Origin of the sequence: Streptomyces sp. NPDC057137 (assembly GCF_042670825.1) — a bacterium.
Taxonomy (GTDB): domain Bacteria; phylum Actinomycetota; class Actinomycetes; order Streptomycetales; family Streptomycetaceae; genus Streptomyces.
The window spans coordinates 20,565-38,220 of the sequence record NZ_JBHUUW010000021.1 but is presented as its reverse complement, the minus strand read 5'-3'; the positions used below and the strand labels follow the sequence as shown (position 1 = coordinate 38,220).

The following is a 17,656-nucleotide window of genomic DNA, read 5'->3' as shown; positions in this document are numbered from 1 at the left end:
GGAGTCACGATGAACATCACGACCGAACAACTACGCGAGGTGTACGCGATCTCGACCTTCGCCAAACAACTCGACGAGAGAGTGCAGCAGTTGCTGAAGGCGGGCACGATCAACACCACATGGTTCTCGTGGCGGGGTTCTGAGCTGCTCGGTGCTGTCGTGGGCAAGTCGATGCGGCCCGATGACTACATGGTGGCCTACTACCGCGACGGCATGTCCCAGATGGCAAAGGGCTTTCCGCCGAAGAAGCTGTTCGCCGAGGCGCTGGGCAAGGTGACGGGGAGCCAGAGGGGGAAGTCGGGCTGGGTACACTCCGTCGACCCCGACTCCGGAGTCGTCATGAACTCCGGAGTCGTCGGCGGGCAACTCCCGATCGCGGCGGGGTGGGCGCTGTCCTCGGTCCTGCGCGGCGACGACAAGGTCACCGTATGCAATTTCGGAGACGGCGCCGCGAACGAGGGCGCGTTTCACGAAGCCCTCACGCTGTCCTCGCTCTGGCGGCTCCCGATCGTCTACGTCTGCCACAACAACCTCTACGCCGAGCACACGGCCTTCAGTAAGACCTCCCCTGTTGAGCACGTCGCCGACCGCGCGTCCGCGTACAGCATTCCTTCGACGGTCGTCGACGGGGACGACGTCCCTGCTCTGTGGGACGAGATGACGGCCGCGATCGACCGGGCGCGGTCAGGTGGAGGCCCCACCCTGGTCGAAGCGATGACCTACCGCCTCCGGGGGCACACCCGCTACGACACGATGGGGTACATCGCCTCGGGTGAGGTTGCGTCGAAGGTCGAGACCGACCCGGTACCCCGCTTCCGCGCGTGGCTCGTCACACAGGGCCACGCCACCGAGGAGGACCTGAAAGAACTCGACGAGCAGGGATTGAAGAACGTCGAGGACGCGTGGGAATTCGCCAACAACAGCGCCTACCCGAGCCCTGAGGATCTCTACTCGGACGTGTTCGCCCTGAAATGATGACGCCCTCGCCGGCGCGGGCGTACACGAAAAAGCACTGTCTACATCAGTGGCAGCGGGACCAGCCGTTGGGAATCCGCGCGCTGTCCGTCAACAAAGCGCTTGAGCGGTCGACTCCTGATGTGCGTTTCCTGACGCGACGCGGATACTCCCGAATCACCAGTCCCGTATTTCTTGCAGGACGTCCGCCAGGATCTCAAGGCCGGCGAAATCGTCGACTCGCTTTGTGATCCCGTACACCGTAGTGAAGCCGAGGTCGTGAAGCTCACGCAGTTGGCTGACGAGATTTGATCGATCCGAGGTATCGAAGAGCATCATCGAGGTCTTGGTGATGTCGTCGTAGTCGCGGCCCTCGCGTTCGCAATGCTCGCGCAGTACGTCGAGTTTGCGGCCGGCGCCAGGACCCCCGCCGGCGATGTTGCAAGCGTCGGCGTACTTGGCCACGAGCTTCAGCGTCTTCTTCTCTCCACTGCCGCCGATCAGGATCGGAGGGTAGGGCCGCTGAATGGACTGCGGTGAGTTGACGGTGGCCGCGAGACGGTAGTGCTTTCCCGCGAAGGCGCCGTTGTTGGCACTCCACATTTGTCGTGCGATCTGCAGTACTTCTTCGAGGCGTTCGAATCGCTCGGCGATCGGCGGGAACGGCAAGCCCAGTGCGATTGATTCCCGCTCGTCCCAGCCGGAGCCGAGACCGAGGAAGGCACGACCCCCGGACAGGACGTCAAGCGCGGTGACTGCTTTGACGAGCATACCTGGCGCTCTGTACACCGCAGAGGTCACCAACGTGCCGAGCCGCACCGATGAGGTCACGCCCGCCAAGTAGCCCAGGGTCGCGTAGGCCTCGAGCATCGGGTCGTCATGTGGACCGAACCACTGGGTCTGGAACAGATGGTCGGACAGTGTAATGGATTCGAAGCCGACCTCTTCTGCCATTAGCGCTGTCTTCGCCAACGTGGGTCCAACTGCGGCCGATCCACCGGCGAAGTCAAACTGACATATGTGCAATCCTAGTTGCATTCCTCACCCATCATGAGCGGAGTTGAGCCGACGAACAGGGGCCAGCCAGGATTCCCTACCTCATCGAGCTGAGTTCCTTTTTCGATCTGTTCAGCGGGGCGGCCCTCGGAAGATGTTCACCAAGGGGCAGGACAACACTCTTCAAGACGCCGCGTCGAGTGTGCTGTTCACGGCTGTGCTCCAGGCTTGGCGGGTGGCAATCGCCGCTCGCCAGCGTCTCAATGTCTTCGGGGGCATGTTGACGGCTACGATGCCGGCCAGGTGGTTGGCGTTGCGGTACGCGGCGATGAAACTGCGTGTGCCGAGATCGCCGTCGACGACGGCTACCTCATCGTGTCCGGGCAGATAGCCGTACGCCTGGATCCTCATGTCGTACTGGTCGGACCAGAAGTACGGCACGGGGGCGAACGGGCGTCGGGCGTCGGGTTCCAGCACGTTCCGCGCGACGGCCAGGCCCTGCTCGGCGGCATTCGTGCGGTGTTCGATCCGCATCGTCACTCCGAAGAGCGGGTTGTGCCATCGGGCCACGTCGCCGACACCGTGGACACGTGGCGCGGCCATGCTGAACTCGTCGCACACCAGGCCGTCGTCCAGGGGCAGTCCGCTGTCCTGGAGCCACTCGGTGTTGGGATGCGAACCGATACCGACGACGATGTCGTGACCCGCCACCTCCGACCCGTCTGTCAGGCGGACGCCGGTGGCTTGGCCGTCGTGGCTCAGTACCCCTTCCACCGTGACCCCGGTGCGCAGGTCGACACCGTGGTCACGGTGTGCCCGGGTCAACGCCCGGCCCACCTTCTCGCCGACGGCGCGCGCCAGGGGTACCGGCGCGGGTTCGAGCAACGTCACCTCCAGCCCGAGGCCACGGGCGGTCGCGGCGGCCTCGGCACCGATGAACCCCGCACCGACAACGACCAGACGCCGGCCCGGTCGGAGACGGTCTTTCAGGGTGAGCGCGTCCGCGAGCGTGCGCAAGACGTGGACGCCGCGGAGCCCGTCGGTACCGGGCAGTCGGCGGGGCCGGACTCCGGTGGCGACCACCAGGGAGTCGTAGCCGATCGTGTCGCCACCGGCGAGGGTCACCGTGCGGCTCTGCGGGTCGACGCCGGTGGCCGGTCTCCCCAGCCTCAGATCCAGCCCGAGCGCTTCGATGTCCGCACGCGGACGCAGCGGCAGTTGATCCGGATCCATCGTGCCCGTGAGGATTTGCTTGGACAGTGGAGGACGGTCGTAGGGCAGTTGTGTCTCGTTCCCGACGAGAGTGACGTCGCCCTCGTAGCCGAGTCGGCGCAGTGCCTCGGCGGTGGCGAGGCCGCCTGCGGAGGCTCCGACCACCACCACCCGGTCCGGGACGGAGCTGTCGTCCGTGCTCATGACTCCGTCAGCCTGATGGCTGCGGCGGGACACACCAGCGCCGACTCGCGGACGGCGTCGTGGTACTCGGGCGCCGGAGCGTCATCGAGCAGTACGACCATGCCGTCGTCGTCCCGCTGGTCGAAAACGTCGGGGGCGATCAGTACGCACTGCCCCGAGGCGACGCACTTCGGGACGCTGACCTCTACCTGCATGCTGGCTCCTTTCCTCGCGCCGTGTGAATTGCCGTCACCAGGTGATGGGCATGAAGCTCGGGCCATAGGCGGCAGAGCTCTGCTTGAAGGTGACGTCGCGACCGGGTTCGATCCGCAGGTTCGGAAGGCGGCGGAACAGCTCGGGCAGCACGATCTGCAGTTCCATGCGCGCGAGTGGCTGGCCGAGGCACTGGTGGATGCCGTAGCCGAAGGCAAGATGCTGGCGGGCGTTGACACGGGCGAGGTCGAGTGTGTCGGCGTCGTCGAAGGTGTCCGCGTCGCGGTTGGCGGAGTTGAGAAGGATGATCACTCCCTCGCCCGCGCGGATGGTGATGTCGCCGACGGTGATGTCCTCGGTCGCGACGCGGCTCAGCCCCATGTGTGCGATGGTCAGATATCGCAGCAACTCCTCGACGGCGTTGGCCAGTTCCGCCTTGCCGGCGTACAACCGGGGCAGTTGTTCGGGGTGCTCCAGAAGGGCCAGGACGCCGAGCCCGATCATGTTCGCGGTGGTCTCGTGTCCGGCGAAGAGGAGGAAAGCTCCGAGGTCGGCGGCGTCCCGCACCGAAAAGGTGCCGGCGTTGACGTGTTCTCCGAGCCTGCTGACCAGATCATCCTCGGGCTTACGGCGCTTGTCCTCGACGAGACGTTCCAGGTAGTCGCCCAGGGCCCCGTGCGCGGCGGCCTTCTCCTCGCCGGTAGCGGCGGTGTCGATCAGGATCTTCGAGTGTGACTGGAAGAAGTCGTGCTCCTCGTAGGGGACACCGAGCAACTCACAGATCACCAGGGAGGGCAGAGGCAGAGCGACAGCCTCTACGAGGTCGGCCGACCCGCCGCTGTCGGTCATCCCGCCCAGCAGCTGATCGAAGATCCGCACGGTGGGCTCACGCAGCGCCTCCACCCGTTTGACCATGAACTCGCGGGTCAGCGCCCGACGGAATGTGTCATGTACCGGATTGTCCTGGCCGAAGAAGTACCCGGGTGGCATCGCGGGGGCGTTCTCGACGGCGGTCGGGAAGCCAGGACGCGTGGACAGGGAACTGACCCCCGAACTCGCGAGGACGGTGCGCGCGTCTTCCCAGCGGGTGACCAGCCACGGCGTCGGCCTGCCGGCCCACACGGAGACCCGTGAGATCGGCGCCTCCTGGCGCAGCCCCGCGTACTGCGACGGCGGATCCAGCGGAGCCCCGGCCTCACGAGTCATGGAAAGGGTCTTTATAGAGCTCTTGTTTTCCGACATAAGGTTCCTCTCGCATAACGGCGAATTACTGCACGCTAACACGCCCAGAAGGTTCCGATGAAATCATCTGCGCCTCTCTTCGAGCTGTGCGGAAGGTCACCACTTTCCCTGTCACTATATGAACGGGAGGAGGGCCTTGAATCACATGGTGATCGATATCAAGATGCACTTCACGCTTCCATTCCCGCAGAGGCTCGAACGCTTGACGGAAGGCAGTTGACCAGGTTGAATCCATCCCGATTGGACAATTTCTGAATTCTGCGGATTTCGCACCGGATGTTGCACCGATGAGTGGTTCTCGACTGCACGGTGCCGAAAGGACGGCTTATGGAACCGATACGCTTCGATGGACGCGTCGCGATTGTGACGGGGGCCGGGCGTGGGATCGGCAAGGCCCACGCCCTGCTGCTCGCAGAGCGAGGCGCGCGCGTTGTCGTCAACGACCTCGGGAGTGCGAGTTCCGGTGAGGGGAGCGACCGGGGTCCGGCCGAGCATGTGGTGGCCACGATCCGCGCCGCGGGCGGCGAGGCCGTCGCGGACGCTTCGGACATCGCCTCGGCCGAGGGGGCGGCACATCTCGTCCGTCGCGCGCTCGACGCCTACGGCCGCGTCGACATCCTGGTGAACAACGCCGGCATCTTCACTCCCGGCGAGTTCCCTGACCTGGAAGTCTCCGAGATGCGCCGGTACTTCGACGTCCATGTGGGGGGCAGCTTCAACGTCACCCGTGAGTGCTGGCCCCACATGGTCCGGTCCGGGTACGGCCGGATCGTCATGACCACGTCCCACGGCATCCTGGGCTCCGCGCCTCTGATCGCGTACGGCACGGCGAAGGGCGGCGTATTCGCGCTGGCCCGTGCGCTCGCCGTGACCGGGCGGGGTCTCGGTATCACGGTCAACAGCATCGCCCCGGTCGCAGCCACCCGGCTGGCGGGCGGCGACGACGACGGTACGTCCGGCGAAGGAGTGCTCGCCGGAAGCACATCAGCCCTGGTCTCGCCGCTCGTGACATTGTTGTGCCACGAGTCCTGTCCGGTCAGCGGGGAGACTTTCGTGAGTGGTGGCCGTCGCCATGCGCGGTTGTTCGTGGGTGAGACGGAGGGCTACGTCCATCCGGATGCCGGTGTCACGCCAGAGGCGGTCGCCGAGCACTGGGCGCAGATCATGGACGCGGCAGATCATTACATTCCCGAGGACACGGACGCGTGGATGAAGGGAAACGCGGAGCGAATCGCGTCAACCCCGCCCACGTCACCTCAATGAGCCGCCGTCGGCGCGGTCGTTGACCGCGTCGGCGGATCTCAGCCGAGGCTCATGGGGATGTCGAGACACCCTCGGCGGGTCTCGACAATTCTCGTATCGCATCCGCAGTCGACTACGGTTCAGCGCGCGTTCCCGTTACCGGCGAATTCTCGTGCCCCTTGACGACCTGGATCACCTGAGCCGCGATGGCCTCAGTTCGCCCGCGGGACGGTCCGGGGCCGGCCAGACGGTTACCGGCGGAGGGCCGACCGCAGGCGAGCCATCTCCTCGAGCAGTGTGCGGGCTGCGGTCTCCCTCTCGCGGGGGCCGAACCGCGATTTCGGGGCGGTGATGCTGTATGCGGCGAGACCTTCGTGCAGCCACGCGATCGGGGCGGCGATCGATACGGCACCGTCGATGGTCTCGTCCGCGCTCATGGTGTATCCGCGCTCTCGGCTGTCCTCCAGTTCGGCGAGGAGACTGCTGATTCCATGGATCGGCGACGCGACGTCCGGGTCGTTGAGGATTTCCCTGACGTTCCGCTCGTCGAGCGCGAGCAGCAGTGCCTTCCCCGGGGCGCCGCGCGTAAGCGGGTAATCCACTCCCACGCCGGCTTCGATCCGCACGGGATGGGGGCTGACCATCTCCTGGACGCAGGTGCGCTGATTACCCAGGCGCCAGAAGATGGCGACGGTCTCACCGGTCAGGGCCCGCAGCCTCACCAGGCTTGACTGTGTCTGCGCGACGACACCGTCGCGATGCAGCATTACGCCCGACAGCCGAAGAATCTCCGGTCCGGGCCTGTACCTACGGGTGACGCGGTCGAAGACGAGGAACTGCTCCGCCTCCAGGGCACGAAGGAGCCGGTAGGCCGTGGGAAGCGAGTAGCCGAACTTCGTGGCGACCTCCGGGCCGGTCAACGCGGGTTGCAGCGAGGAAAAGGCGTGAAGGATTGACAATGCCCGGAAGACGCTCTGAGTCCCTGTTACTGCGGGCTCGCCCGCGTCGTCCGCCGCCGACGGCGGCTCAACGTCGGAATTGCGCATCAATGTCGCCCTCTCTGACATCGTCCGTACTGTGGTGCGAGGCGCTGAACGGCTCCCGCAGGCGCTGGCCCAAGGGCCGGGACCAGGTTCCGGGGCAAGCTCTCCAGTTTCAGGAATGGTCGAGTCACCTGGCAGACCGCCTCAGTCTGTGTCGCGGATGATCGCTCGTGCGGTACGGGCCGCGCGCTCCTCGGTCGCGGGCAGTGAATCCTGGTCCGCGCCGAAGATGCCCTGCTGGAGAAAGAGGGCAAGACCGTGAGCGGCCGAGGCGATGCTCACGAGGAGATCGAAGGCAGCGTCCTGGCCGGGGGCGATACGGCGGGTGATCGGCATGAGGGTGTCGAAGAGAGCGGTGCCGGCCGCGGCCAATTCGGGATGCTGGGACTTGCCCAGGCCCGCGTAGAACGTTATGGCGAACAGTGCCGAATCCTCGGCGGCGAAGCGCACGTATGCGGAGGCGAAGGCAGCCATCTGTTCGACGGGATCCTCGTCGGCCGAGACGGCCGCGCTGTAGCGCCGGTGCTGCTCGCGGTAGCCCTTCTCCGCGAGGGAGGCGAGCAGCGCGTCGCGGTCGGCGAAGTGCTTGTACGGCGCGGAGACGCTCACACCGGCACGCCGGCAGGCCTCGGCCAGGGTGAAACCGTGCGGGCCACGTTCCGACACGAGAGCAAGGGCCGCCGCCTCCAGCGCGTTGCGCAGGTTTCCATGATGGTGCCCAGTAGGGCGTCGATTGACAGTCACGAACCTTAGGTTAACACTATTCACCAAGTCAGGTGAAGCATGTTCACCTAGGGGGTGGCCCCCGCGGCACCCGGCGACCTCGGCCCGCCCCTCGACCGGGGCGAGCGAGGCGGTCGACATCTCGACACCCTCAGCTCCCCCTCGGGCGGCTGCCTGCGCCGCCTGCCCGCGCGGGCCCGTCGATTGCCGAGAGTCCACGGGCTGACAAAAACCTAGCGTTCTTCAGTTTTTATGCTTACCGTGTCGGCGGATGTAACAGTCGGCGAACCAATGGAGGTTCCAGATGGGGTCGTACCAGGACTCAGCAGGCACCAAATCTGTCTGGGCTCCGAATCCGGAGAGGTCGCCGGGGCCCGCCGCCTCCCCCGAAAACCCTGTCGAGGCCACGGCGAAGCGGGAGCGCCTGGGACGACTCGGCCCCCTTCTCCTGGTGAGCCACATCGCCTGGGCGATCCCGTCCACCGGGGCGGGCACCCTCATCCAGGCCATGGTCGCCGACCAGCGGGGCGATTCGAAGGTGACATCGCTCGCCCTGCTGACAGCCGTCGGCGCCGGCGCCGGCGTCATCGCCACCGTCGTGGCCGGCGCCCTGTCGGACCGTACGCGCAGCCGGTTCGGCCGCCGGAACCCGTGGATCCTCGGCGGAGCGCTTGTTTCAGCCACAGGCCTGACGCTGGGCGGCTCCACCTCGGTGTTCGCTCTACAGGTGGCGTTCTTCGCGGTGTACCAGGCAGGACTCAACGCGATGCTCAGCTCCCTCCACGCGCTCCTGCCCGACCGGGTGGCGAAGGCCTCTCTGGGCAAGGCATCGGCCCTGAGCGGAGTGGGATATCTGCTCGGAACCACCGCGGGAGGGTTCTACGCGTCCGCCGCCATCGACCATCCGGCTGCCGGGATCCAGCTCGTGCCGTGGACGATGGTGGTGGCCGCGCTCCTGGTCTTCTTCCTGGCGAAGGACGCCTCCAACGCCGGCGAACCGCGGGAACATCGTTCCGTAGGCACACTGCTGAAATCTCTTCTGCCGCCGAAGGATCATGATTTCCTGTGGGCCTTCGCGGGCCGGTTCTGCGTGATTCTCGCCCTGTTCACCGTCGCCTTCTACCAGTTGTACCTGTTCACCGATCTTCTGGGCCTGACCAAGGAGCGCGCGGGCGAAGTGATCGCACTGGGCACGGTGGTGCTCGGCGCAAGCGCGCTGATCGCTTCCGCGGTCGGCGGTGTGCTCTCCGACCGCATCGGCAGGCGCAAGCCGCCGGTTGTCGCCGCCTCGGCACTCATCGGCATCGCTGCCATACCGGCTCTGATCAGCCCGTCAGTCCCCACGTTGATCGTCTTCTACGCGATCGGTGGGATCGGCTACGGCACGTATCTCTCCGTCGACCAGGCCCTGATGGTCGAGGTGCTTCCCCGGGACGGCAGCGAGGCCAAGGATCTCGGTTTCCTGAGCGTGGCCAATACCGCGCCGGTGATGGTGGCTCCGCTGGTCGCGGCGGGTCTGGTGACAACGGTCGGCTACCGCGCCCTGTTCGCCGCCGCCTTCGTGCTCGCCATGGTCGGCGCGGTGTGCATCCTCATGATCCGGCGCGTGCGCTGATCAGTCGTCTGCGGGCTCCAGGGCGGCCTCAAGGCGTTTGAGATCGGCGGGTATGTCCGTCGACGGATCCCGCAGCCACTGGATCTGGAGCCCCTCGGCAGCGGCCATGAGAACACGGGCCTGCCATTCATGACCCGGTCCGAGGATCCGCTCGACCAGTTCGACGATCCCCCCCGCCCGCTTCTGCATGAAGGCGTGGGCCGGATGGTCGGGATTCGCCGAGGCGGCGGTCATGTCCACAAAAAGCTTGACCAGACCCGGCGTCCTGGTGGTGTGGGCGAGCAGAGCCCATACCCCGTCCAGCGCGGTCAGGTCGTACGCATCGGCGTACTCGGCGTCCCGGGCCTCCAGAACCGCCACGAGCAGGTCGTCCTTGCTGTCGAAGTAGTGCAGGACCCCCGCCTCCGTCAGCCCGACAGCGGCCGCGATCGACTTGAGGGACGGGCCCTGCGGGCCCGACGTCTGGTAGGCGTCCAGGGCAATCCTCAAGATCTCGGCACGCCGCGCGACTCCTTTTAGATACGGACCGCGTCGCGTCTTCGTAGTCATGGCGCCGAATCTATCGCCCGGCGCCCGAGCGAACGCAACCAGCAACACACTCGAAAACCTAGCGTTACTTGGTTTTTGCCTTTACCGTGGACACGAGCCCGGACCGCCGGACGCGAGGAGAGGTGCGATGAACCGCTTGCGGGCGTGACGCGGAACCGCTCCGGCACAGGCGTCGGCACAGACGACGAACCGGAGAGTAAGGCCAAGAACCCAAGGTGGACGTCGGGACGGCTCAACCTCCGGCGAGCCACAAGTGCACCCACTGCCGGGAAGCGCGCGCAGTAATCCCCGACACCCACAAGGAGTTCCGTCTCATGACCGTCCCGGATTTCCAGCCAGGTCCCGCCGCCCCGCGCACCCTCCAGGTGGTCGGGAGTTTCGAACTCGCCGCCTCCGAGGCCGAGTCGCCGTCGGCCCTGCTCGCCGAGGCCCCGCGGCCGAAGTGGGTGCCCGCCATGGTGCCCGGCGGCGTCCACGAGAGCCTGATCGCCTCCGAGGTGATCGGGCACCCCTACTACGGCGACAACGAGCATGCGGTGCGCTGGGTCGAGGACGCCACCTGGTGGTACCGCACGCGATTCGACGCCCCGACCGGCCTCGCCGACGACGAGCGGCTGCGGCTGGTGTGCCCCGCGCTGGACACCGTCGCGTCGCTCTGGCTCAACGGGGAGCCCCTCGGCACCCACGCGTCCCAGTTCCGCCCGGCCGTCTTCGACGTCACCGGCCGGATCCGGGCGAGCAACGAACTGATGATCCGTTTCGCCCCGCCGCTCGCCGGTCTGTCCACGCCTCCGGGGGTGGCCAACACCATCGAGCGGATGAGGGCCATGTTCGGCGAGCTGGCTCCCGACCAGGTACCCGGCCCCGAGGACGAGCAGCCGCCGGGCGTGATGTCGGCGAACCTCGCTCTCACCCTGCGCCGCAAGGGCACGTTCTCCTGGGGCTGGGACTTCGGCCCCCGACTGCCCGCCGTCGGCATCGCGCGCCCGGTCGAACTCCACCGGGACAGCGGAGCCGTCCTGGCCGGACACCACGTCCGTACGCTCTCCCTCGACACCGCCGCACGGACCGCACAGGTCGCGATCGACGTCGAGGCCGACGCCTTCGCCCATCCCGGACCGCTGCGTGCCGAGGTCACGCTCACCGCGCCGGACGGAGACACGACCGTCACCGTGATCGCTCTCGACGCGGACGGCGACGCCGAAGGCGACGCGGAACAGACGCGGCAGGGCGGATCCGTCAGGAACGGCGCCGCCACCGTGACCGTCGCGGAAGCCCGGCTCTGGTGGACCCATGACCTGGGCGAGCAGCCGCTGTACGGCGTGTCCGTCGTACTGACCGGCCAGGACGGCCAGGTGCTCGACCGGGCCGAGGACCGGATCGGGCTGCGGACCGTCGCGCTGGACCGGTCACCCGACGACGAGGGCGGCAGGCTGTTCCGCTTCATGGTCAATGGTGTTCCGGTGTTCGCCCGGGGCGCCAACTGGGTGCCGGTGAGCATGATGACCGGCTCGGTGACCGCCGGCACCGTCCACGCGCTGGTGGAGGCGGCAGCCCGCGGCAACATGAACATGCTGCGGGTGTGGGGCGGCGGCGTCTACGAACAGGACAGCTTCTACGAGGCGTGCGACGACCTCGGCATCCTGGTCTGGCAGGACTTCATGTTCGCCTGCATCGACTATCCGAGCGACGACCCCGTCCTGCGCGCGGAAGTCGCCAAGGAGGCTGAGTACCAGGTCAAACGACTCCGCAACCACGCGGGGATGGCGCTGTGGGGAGGGAACAACGAGGTCCACGCCATGCACGGCCTGGTGTACGGGAACTTCGAGCCCGGCAACTGGGGCTACTCCTTCTTCCACGACATCCTGCCGGGCGCGGTCGAGCGCTTCAGCCCGGAGATCCCGTACTGGCCGGGCAGCCCTTGGGCGGACTCCGACCCCGCCGGCGTGAACGGTGTCGCCGACGGCGACCGGCACGCCTGGGAGGTCTGGCACGGCGTGGACGTCGGCGCCGGCGGCCCCACCGACTTCGCGAGCAAGGGCGAAGCCGTCCACTTCCACCGCTACCGCCACGACCACGGCAAGTTCATCAGTGAATTCGGCATCCACGCCTCGCCCGAGCTGGGGACGCTCGCCCGCTGGACGCCGCCTGGCTCCCTGGCCCTGCACAGCGCCGAATTCGACCATCGCAACAAGGACGTGCCCAAGAACAAGGGCGACGACCTGATGTCGGTGGAGACCGGGCTGCCCGACGGACTCGACCAGTACGTCGACTTCTCCATGGCGTGCCAGGCCGAGGGGCTGAAGTTCGGCATCGAGCACTACCGCCGACGCCAGCCCCACTGCTCGGGCACCCTGCTCTGGCAGCTCAACGACCCCTGGCCCGGACTGTCCTGGTCCGTCGTCGACCACGACCTGATCCCCAAGGCCGGTTACTACTTCGCCCAGCGCGCGTACGAAACGGTGCTGACCAGCTTCGCCCGGCACGACGACGGCCGGCTTGAACTGTGGGTCACCAACAGCGGCCGTACCGAGGTCCCCCTCGAACTGCGCGTCGAGGTGTCGACCTTCGCGGGCAAGCGGATCGTGGCCGAGGACGTACGTGTCTCCGCCGCCCCCGGCAGCTCGCGCCCCGTCTGGTCGGCGGGCCCCGATACGTACGAGCCCGGACCTGACCGGTTCGCCTGGGTCGGCGACGCGGCGGGCCGGACCACGCCGAACCGGCTGTTCTTCGCACCGCTCAAGGACCTGCCCCTGGCCGACAGCCAAGTGGAGATCAGCGCGGGTCCCGTGAAGGACGGCACCGCCGACATCACGCTGACCTCGCACGGTTACAGCTACCTGGCGCGCGTCCTGGCGCCCGCGCCCGGCGTCACGTTCAGCCGGAACTACCTGGACCTGAGGGACGGCGACCAGGCACACCTCACCGTCGGCGGCCTGCCGGACGGCTTCGACCCCACAACACTGCGCTGCGCCACCTACCGGGGAAAGGCGAGCACCCGATGACGAACCCCCTTCTGCGAACCGTCTTTCCGAGCGATCTCATCCGGATCGACGGTGCGCTCGACCTGGAGAACCACAGCCGCGGCCTCCGTCCGCGCCGGCTGCCGGCCTGGACCCGCGCGCAATACCCCGACGAGTTCTTCGACCTGATCGTGCGGGCGACCGCGGGGGTACGGCTCGCCCTGCGCACCACGGCCACCACCCTCGAAGTGACCCTGCACGCCACCCGGGTGTCCGTGCCAGGCATGGGCCCGGTACCCGCGGCACTGGACCTGACCATCGGCAGCACGCTGACCCGCCGTGCGGCCGTCACCGGCGGCGACGTGATCCAACTCGACCCCGGCCGACCCGCCGTGCTGGTGCCCGGCGAGGCGGAGACCATCCGCTTCACGGACCTGCCCGCCGGGGACAGAGAGGTGGTGATCTGGCTCCCGCAGATGGCCGGGATCGACCTCATCTCCCTCCAGACGGACGCCGACATCCACGCGGTACCGGCACCGGGCGGGCGGCGCTGGGTCCACCACGGCTCCTCCATCAGCCAGTCCGGCGAGGCCGAGGGACCCACCGGCACCTGGCCGGCCGCCACCGCGACAGCGACCGGGCTGCACCTGACAAGCCTGGGCTTCGCGGGCAACGCCATGCTGGACCCTTTCGTGGCCCGCACCATCCGCGACCTGCCCACCGACTTCATCTCCCTGGAGATCGGCACCAACATCACCGAGCAGATCACCATGCGCCGGCGTACGTTCCTGCCCGCGGTGCACGGCTTCCTCGACACCATCCGGGAGGGGCACCCGGACACACCGCTCCTGGTGATCTCTCCCATCCCCTGTCCGGTGCTGGAGGACCGTCCCGGCCCCATCGCCCCGGATCCGGCCACCGGAAAGCACCGTGGCCTCGGCGACCCCGCCGATGTCGCACGGGGCGCGCTCAGCCTCCAATCCGTCCGCGAGAGCCTCGAACAGCTCGTGACACAGCGGCGGAAGACGGATCCGGCGCTCAACTACCTCGACGGGCGCGCCCTGTTCCCGCCCGAGGAGACCGCCGATCTGTACGACGGTGTCCACCCCAACCCGGCCGGCTACCTCCGGATGGGCGCGAGGCTCGCCGACATCCTCGCCGCATACCCCGGCCTTCTCTGAACTCCCGCCTGCCCACGAACCGTTCACTCCCGACAGGAATGTCACATGCCTCTCGACCCGCAGCTCACACCACTGCTCGACCTCTTCAACTCCCTGCCGCAGCCGGCCCGGACCGACGCCGCCGGCCGCAGGGCGGCCAAGGGACAGGATCCACTGGCCGACGGCAGTCTCTACGCCGATTACCTCCTGCCCCGAGCCGAGGTGAACGAGATCTGGGAGGAGAGGATCCCTGTGAACGACCCGGTGGACGCGATCACGGTGCGCGTCTACCGGCCCACTCCTTCGGCAGCGGGTGCGGCCGGGGCGATGGTCCACCTGCACGGCGGCGGCTTCTGGTCCGGTGGCCTCGAAGACGTGGACCGCCGCTGTCGTGCCATGGCCGCGGGCGCCGGCGTCGTGGTGGTCTCGGTCGACTACCGGCTCGCCCCCGAATTCCCCTTCCCCACCGCCCTGCACGACGCTCACGCGGCCCTGCGCTGGACCACCGCCAACGCCGCACGGCTGGGCGTCGATCCCACCCGGATCGGAATCGGCGGTGAGAGCGCCGGAGCCAACATCGCAGCCGCCCTCGCACTGCTCGTACGCGACCGGGGCGAGCCCGCACCACGGCTCCAACTGCTGGAAATCCCCCTGCTGGACTGCACCTTGTCGTCACCGTCGGTCCGGACCTACGCCGAGGGACACGTACTGACCGCCGAGGACGCCGCGTGGTGCGTCGAGCAGTACCTCGGGGACCGGGACCGCACCGCACCCCTGGCCTCCCCGGCACTCGCCCAGGACCTGACCGGCCTGCCTCCGGCCGTCATCGCGAGCGCCGAGTGCGACCCGCTCGCCGACGACGCACGCCGCTACGCGGAACGGCTCAAGGACGCCGGAACACCTGTGGAATTCACCTGCTATCCCGGCATGGTGCACGGCTCCCACATCCTGACGGGTCTCCTGCCCACGGCGCGCTCCTGGCAGGACGACACGGTCGCCGCGGTCCGCGCACACCTGTCCGCCGTCACGTGAGCAGGCGGCGGCGGTAGCCCTCGGCCACCGCCGAGGCTCGATCACGAACGCCGAGCTTGTCGTAGATGTGCTGCAGATGGGTCTTGATGCTCGCTTCGCCGATGAACAACGCCGCAGCGGCCTCTCGATTCGAACTGCCGTTCGCCACCAGTTGCAGCACCTCCTTCTCTCGATCGGTCAGTGTGCCGGCGCCGGGCCTCCGAACCTGCCCCATAAGGTGCTGCGTCACCGACGGCGCGAGCACCGACTCTCCACGCGCGGCCGCACGGACGGCTCGCGTCAGTTCGTCGGGCAGAGCATCTTTGAGGAGATATCCGATCGCACCCGCCTCGATCGCCGGCAGTACGTCGCTCTCGCTGTCGAAGGTGGTCAGGATCAGCACTCGGGTACTCGGGGCCCACTCGCGCAGGGCCGCGGTCGCGGCGACGCCGTCCATCCCGGGCATCCGAACGTCCATGAGCACAACATCCGCCGCCAGCACCTTCGCACGTTCGATGCCCTCGGCGCCGTCCCCGGCCTCACCGACCACAACAATGTCCTCGGCGCCCGCAAAGGTGTCGCGAAGACCGCCCCTCACGATCGGATGGTCGTCGACAATCACCAGTCGAATCATCGGTCGGTCTCCCCCTTCGCTCGCGTGCCCCCGGGGGCGATCGCCGGAACGCGCGCACTGACGGATGTTCCTTCACCCGGTGCGCTCTGCACCTCGATGTGACCGCCGACCCCTCTGACGCGCTGGCGCATGCTCGTCAGGCCGAAGCGGTGACCAGCCAGCGGCCCTCGGTGATCTCGACATCGGTCACGTCGGAAAGCCCGGTCAGGACACTCCTGTCCAGCAGTTGACTCACGCGGAACCGGACCTGCCGCACCGCGCCCGACCGCGCGATCAGCCCTGCGGGCGTATCCACTGCGGCAACCCGGCCACCATCGATGACGGCGATCCGATCGCCGAGGCGCTCCGCCTCATCCATGAAATGCGTGACAAGGAGGATCGTGACGCCCGAGTCACGAACCCGCTCAATGAGGCTCCAGGTGTCGCGCCTCGCCTGCGGGTCCAGTCCCGTCGTGAGCTCGTCGAGAATCGCGACCTTCGGATTGCCGACCAGAGCGAGCGCGATCGAAAGCCGCTGCTTCTGCCCGCCCGAGAGAGCCTTGTACTGCGTGCTGCGCTTCTCGGTGAGACCAAGGAGCTCCATGAGCTCGCGCCAGTCGACGGGGTTCCGGTAGAAGGAGCCGTAGAGCTCGAGGGCTTCGGCGACCCTGATCGCGTCTGGGAAGCCGCTCTCCTGCAGTTGCACGCCGAGCCGCTCACGCACCTCCGCCCGGTCCTTGACCGGGTCGAGTCCCAGCACAGAGATCGAGCCCGAATCGGGCGTTCGCAGGCCGGCGATGCTCTCGACGGTTGTCGTCTTGCCGGCGCCGTTGGGCCCGATGATGCCGAAGATCTCCCCCTCTTCAACGGCGAAAGAGACGTCGTCGACGGCAACGTGCCGCCCGTAACGCTTGTGCAGATTTCGTACTTCCAATGCGGTCATACCGCGAAGTTACGGACGCACCGCACCCCGCCACATCGACCGTGGCGTCTCAGCTTGGGTTGATTCACGCCTCCACCGTTCGGTGGATCTGCAGCACCTCGCGGGGCGCCGGTTGTCGGCAAGGTCACCTCTGAGACCTGGGACTCAGATGGCGCCTCCGTTGACAAAGATCACCTGCCCATTGATCCAGCGGGCCGGGCCCGCGAGGAAAGTCACCACCTCAGCAATGTCGTCCGGAGTGCCCACACGTTCCATCGGCGCCAGTGCGGCGACTCTGTCACGGACCTGCTCTCCCCCGTCCTCCACGAACTTCGCGAACATCTCGGTCTCGATCGCCCCTGGGGCGACCGCGTTGACCGTGATGTCGCGACCACGCAATTCTCGTGCGAGGACCAGTGTCATGGACTCAACGGCACCTTTCGTCGCCGCGTATGAGATATTTCCGGGGTTGGCGAACCTAGTGACCGAGCTGGAGAAGTTGACAATTGCGCCACCGGTTCGCAATCGGCGCGCAGCCTGCTGATCGACGACGAAGGTCCCTCGAATGTTGGTACGCAGGACCTGGTCGAGGTCCGCAAGGTCAAGATCGACCAGTGAGCCCAGTGGCATGACGCCTGCGGCGTGGACCACCACGTCGACACCGCCGAACTCACTCTCCGCCGCGTCGAACAGCTCCATTACGGCATTCTCGTCCGCGACATCGGCGCGTACCGCGATCGCCGAGGCCCCACCCGCGACCAGCTCCGCGACGGCAGCGTCCGCCGCTTCCTGATTCCCCGCATAGTTGATGACGACCGCGTGGCCCTCCGCTGAGAGACGCTCCGCGACCTGGCGTCCGATTCCTCGGGAACCACCGGTGATGATCGCTACGCGTCGCGACGTGCTGGTCATGCCGACCTCCAGAAATGTGTGCCTGCCCGCGCAGCTCCCCCAAGCGGGACATTTCCATCCTGACGCCACACCTCTGGATGGTGAATACTTGAGAGTGCGCATT

At 67.3% G+C, this 17,656-nt stretch carries 16 protein-coding genes; 6 read left to right on the top strand and 10 right to left on the bottom strand.

What is annotated here, in order from left to right; genetic code table 11:
* Positions 1-9 precede the first annotated feature (9 nt).
* Entirely contained in the window at positions 10-975 is a 966-nt protein-coding gene (locus ACFT9I_RS18720) for a thiamine pyrophosphate-dependent dehydrogenase E1 component subunit alpha (protein WP_382565518.1), read from the top strand.
* Positions 976-1,131: 156 nt separating this feature from the next.
* Here the strand turns inward: ACFT9I_RS18720 and ACFT9I_RS18715 are convergent, their stop codons facing one another.
* From ACFT9I_RS18715 to ACFT9I_RS18700, 4 genes are all read right to left on the bottom strand, one after another.
* Positions 1,132-1,992, bottom strand: a complete 861-nt coding sequence (locus tag ACFT9I_RS18715; RefSeq protein WP_382565516.1) for an LLM class F420-dependent oxidoreductase — start codon at positions 1,990-1,992, stop codon at positions 1,132-1,134.
* Positions 1,993-2,133: 141 nt separating this feature from the next.
* On the bottom strand, positions 2,134-3,366 hold the full coding sequence (locus tag ACFT9I_RS18710) for an NAD(P)/FAD-dependent oxidoreductase (RefSeq protein ID WP_382565515.1): 1,233 nt from the start codon (positions 3,364-3,366) through the stop codon (positions 2,134-2,136).
* A complete protein-coding gene (locus tag ACFT9I_RS18705) occupies positions 3,363-3,560 on the bottom strand; it encodes a ferredoxin (protein ID WP_382565514.1) in 198 nt (65 codons plus the stop codon). Before ACFT9I_RS18705 ends, ACFT9I_RS18710 begins: the two co-directional genes overlap by 4 nt.
* Positions 3,561-3,594: 34 nt before the next feature.
* Positions 3,595-4,800, bottom strand: coding sequence for a cytochrome P450 (locus tag ACFT9I_RS18700; RefSeq protein ID WP_382565512.1), 1,206 nt, complete (start codon positions 4,798-4,800; stop codon positions 3,595-3,597).
* Positions 4,801-5,127: 327 nt separating this feature from the next.
* Between ACFT9I_RS18700 and ACFT9I_RS18695 the strand changes: the two genes are divergently transcribed.
* Positions 5,128-6,063, top strand: coding sequence for an SDR family NAD(P)-dependent oxidoreductase (locus ACFT9I_RS18695; RefSeq protein WP_382565511.1), 936 nt, complete (start codon positions 5,128-5,130; stop codon positions 6,061-6,063).
* 230 nt (positions 6,064-6,293) lie between these two features.
* Here ACFT9I_RS18695 and ACFT9I_RS18690 read toward each other — a convergent pair whose 3' ends face one another.
* Complete coding sequence (locus tag ACFT9I_RS18690) at positions 6,294-7,088, bottom strand: IclR family transcriptional regulator (protein WP_382565510.1); 795 nt, start codon at positions 7,086-7,088, stop codon at positions 6,294-6,296.
* A 141-nt stretch (positions 7,089-7,229) separates the two neighbouring features.
* Positions 7,230-7,829, bottom strand: coding sequence for a TetR/AcrR family transcriptional regulator (locus ACFT9I_RS18685; RefSeq protein ID WP_382565508.1), 600 nt, complete (start codon positions 7,827-7,829; stop codon positions 7,230-7,232).
* A gap of 283 nt (positions 7,830-8,112) precedes the next feature.
* Between ACFT9I_RS18685 and ACFT9I_RS18680 the strand changes: the two genes are divergently transcribed.
* Positions 8,113-9,423, top strand: a complete 1,311-nt coding sequence (locus tag ACFT9I_RS18680) for an MFS transporter (protein WP_382565506.1) — start codon at positions 8,113-8,115, stop codon at positions 9,421-9,423.
* Here ACFT9I_RS18680 and ACFT9I_RS18675 read toward each other — a convergent pair whose 3' ends face one another.
* Positions 9,424-9,972, bottom strand: coding sequence for a TetR family transcriptional regulator (locus tag ACFT9I_RS18675; protein WP_382565504.1), 549 nt, complete (start codon positions 9,970-9,972; stop codon positions 9,424-9,426). It lies immediately after the preceding gene.
* Between the two features lie 314 nt (positions 9,973-10,286).
* On the opposite strand from ACFT9I_RS18675, the gene ACFT9I_RS18670 reads away from it, so the two are divergent.
* From ACFT9I_RS18670 to ACFT9I_RS18660, 3 genes are read left to right on the top strand one after another with little or no spacing between them, the layout of a single operon-like run.
* Positions 10,287-12,977 carry a glycoside hydrolase family 2 protein gene (locus tag ACFT9I_RS18670; protein WP_382565502.1) on the top strand — a complete coding sequence of 897 codons (2,691 nt, stop codon included), beginning with the start codon at positions 10,287-10,289 and terminating at the stop codon, positions 12,975-12,977.
* Entirely contained in the window at positions 12,974-14,116 is a 1,143-nt protein-coding gene (locus ACFT9I_RS18665) for a GDSL-type esterase/lipase family protein (protein ID WP_382565501.1), read from the top strand. Before ACFT9I_RS18670 ends, ACFT9I_RS18665 begins: the two co-directional genes overlap by 4 nt.
* 45 nt (positions 14,117-14,161) lie before the next feature.
* Positions 14,162-15,127 carry an alpha/beta hydrolase gene (locus ACFT9I_RS18660; protein WP_382565499.1) on the top strand — a complete coding sequence of 322 codons (966 nt, stop codon included), beginning with the start codon at positions 14,162-14,164 and terminating at the stop codon, positions 15,125-15,127.
* On the opposite strand, the gene ACFT9I_RS18655 is transcribed toward ACFT9I_RS18660, so the two are convergent.
* From ACFT9I_RS18655 to ACFT9I_RS18645, 3 genes are all read right to left on the bottom strand, one after another.
* Positions 15,120-15,740: a response regulator gene (locus ACFT9I_RS18655; RefSeq protein WP_382565498.1), complete on the bottom strand. Its 621-nt coding sequence runs from the start codon at positions 15,738-15,740 to the stop codon at positions 15,120-15,122. The two genes, ACFT9I_RS18660 and ACFT9I_RS18655, sit on opposite strands and share 8 nt — an antisense overlap.
* Positions 15,741-15,876: 136 nt before the next feature.
* Positions 15,877-16,662, bottom strand: coding sequence for an ABC transporter ATP-binding protein (locus tag ACFT9I_RS18650; protein WP_382565496.1), 786 nt, complete (start codon positions 16,660-16,662; stop codon positions 15,877-15,879).
* A gap of 144 nt (positions 16,663-16,806) precedes the next feature.
* Complete coding sequence (locus ACFT9I_RS18645; RefSeq protein WP_382565495.1) at positions 16,807-17,553, bottom strand: SDR family oxidoreductase; 747 nt, start codon at positions 17,551-17,553, stop codon at positions 16,807-16,809.
* Positions 17,554-17,656: the final 103 nt, after the last annotated feature.

Excerpts from the sequence above, each read along its gene's own strand:
- ACFT9I_RS18720 (WP_382565518.1), top strand. The coding sequence starts at position 10 with ATGAACATCACGACCGAACAACTACGCGAGGTGTACGCGATCTCGACC.
- ACFT9I_RS18715 (WP_382565516.1), bottom strand. The coding sequence starts at position 1,992 with ATGCAACTAGGATTGCACATATGTCAGTTTGACTTCGCCGGTGGATCG.
- ACFT9I_RS18710 (WP_382565515.1), bottom strand. The coding sequence starts at position 3,366 with ATGAGCACGGACGACAGCTCCGTCCCGGACCGGGTGGTGGTGGTCGGA.
- ACFT9I_RS18705 (WP_382565514.1), bottom strand. The coding sequence starts at position 3,560 with ATGCAGGTAGAGGTCAGCGTCCCGAAGTGCGTCGCCTCGGGGCAGTGC.
- ACFT9I_RS18700 (WP_382565512.1), bottom strand. The coding sequence starts at position 4,800 with ATGTCGGAAAACAAGAGCTCTATAAAGACCCTTTCCATGACTCGTGAG.
- ACFT9I_RS18695 (WP_382565511.1), top strand. The coding sequence starts at position 5,128 with ATGGAACCGATACGCTTCGATGGACGCGTCGCGATTGTGACGGGGGCC.
- ACFT9I_RS18690 (WP_382565510.1), bottom strand. The coding sequence starts at position 7,088 with ATGCGCAATTCCGACGTTGAGCCGCCGTCGGCGGCGGACGACGCGGGC.
- ACFT9I_RS18680 (WP_382565506.1), top strand. The coding sequence starts at position 8,113 with ATGGGGTCGTACCAGGACTCAGCAGGCACCAAATCTGTCTGGGCTCCG.
- ACFT9I_RS18675 (WP_382565504.1), bottom strand. The coding sequence starts at position 9,972 with ATGACTACGAAGACGCGACGCGGTCCGTATCTAAAAGGAGTCGCGCGG.
- ACFT9I_RS18670 (WP_382565502.1), top strand. The coding sequence starts at position 10,287 with ATGACCGTCCCGGATTTCCAGCCAGGTCCCGCCGCCCCGCGCACCCTC.
- ACFT9I_RS18665 (WP_382565501.1), top strand. The coding sequence starts at position 12,974 with ATGACGAACCCCCTTCTGCGAACCGTCTTTCCGAGCGATCTCATCCGG.
- ACFT9I_RS18660 (WP_382565499.1), top strand. The coding sequence starts at position 14,162 with ATGCCTCTCGACCCGCAGCTCACACCACTGCTCGACCTCTTCAACTCC.
- ACFT9I_RS18655 (WP_382565498.1), bottom strand. The coding sequence starts at position 15,740 with ATGATTCGACTGGTGATTGTCGACGACCATCCGATCGTGAGGGGCGGT.
- ACFT9I_RS18650 (WP_382565496.1), bottom strand. The coding sequence starts at position 16,662 with ATGACCGCATTGGAAGTACGAAATCTGCACAAGCGTTACGGGCGGCAC.
- ACFT9I_RS18645 (WP_382565495.1), bottom strand. The coding sequence starts at position 17,553 with ATGACCAGCACGTCGCGACGCGTAGCGATCATCACCGGTGGTTCCCGA.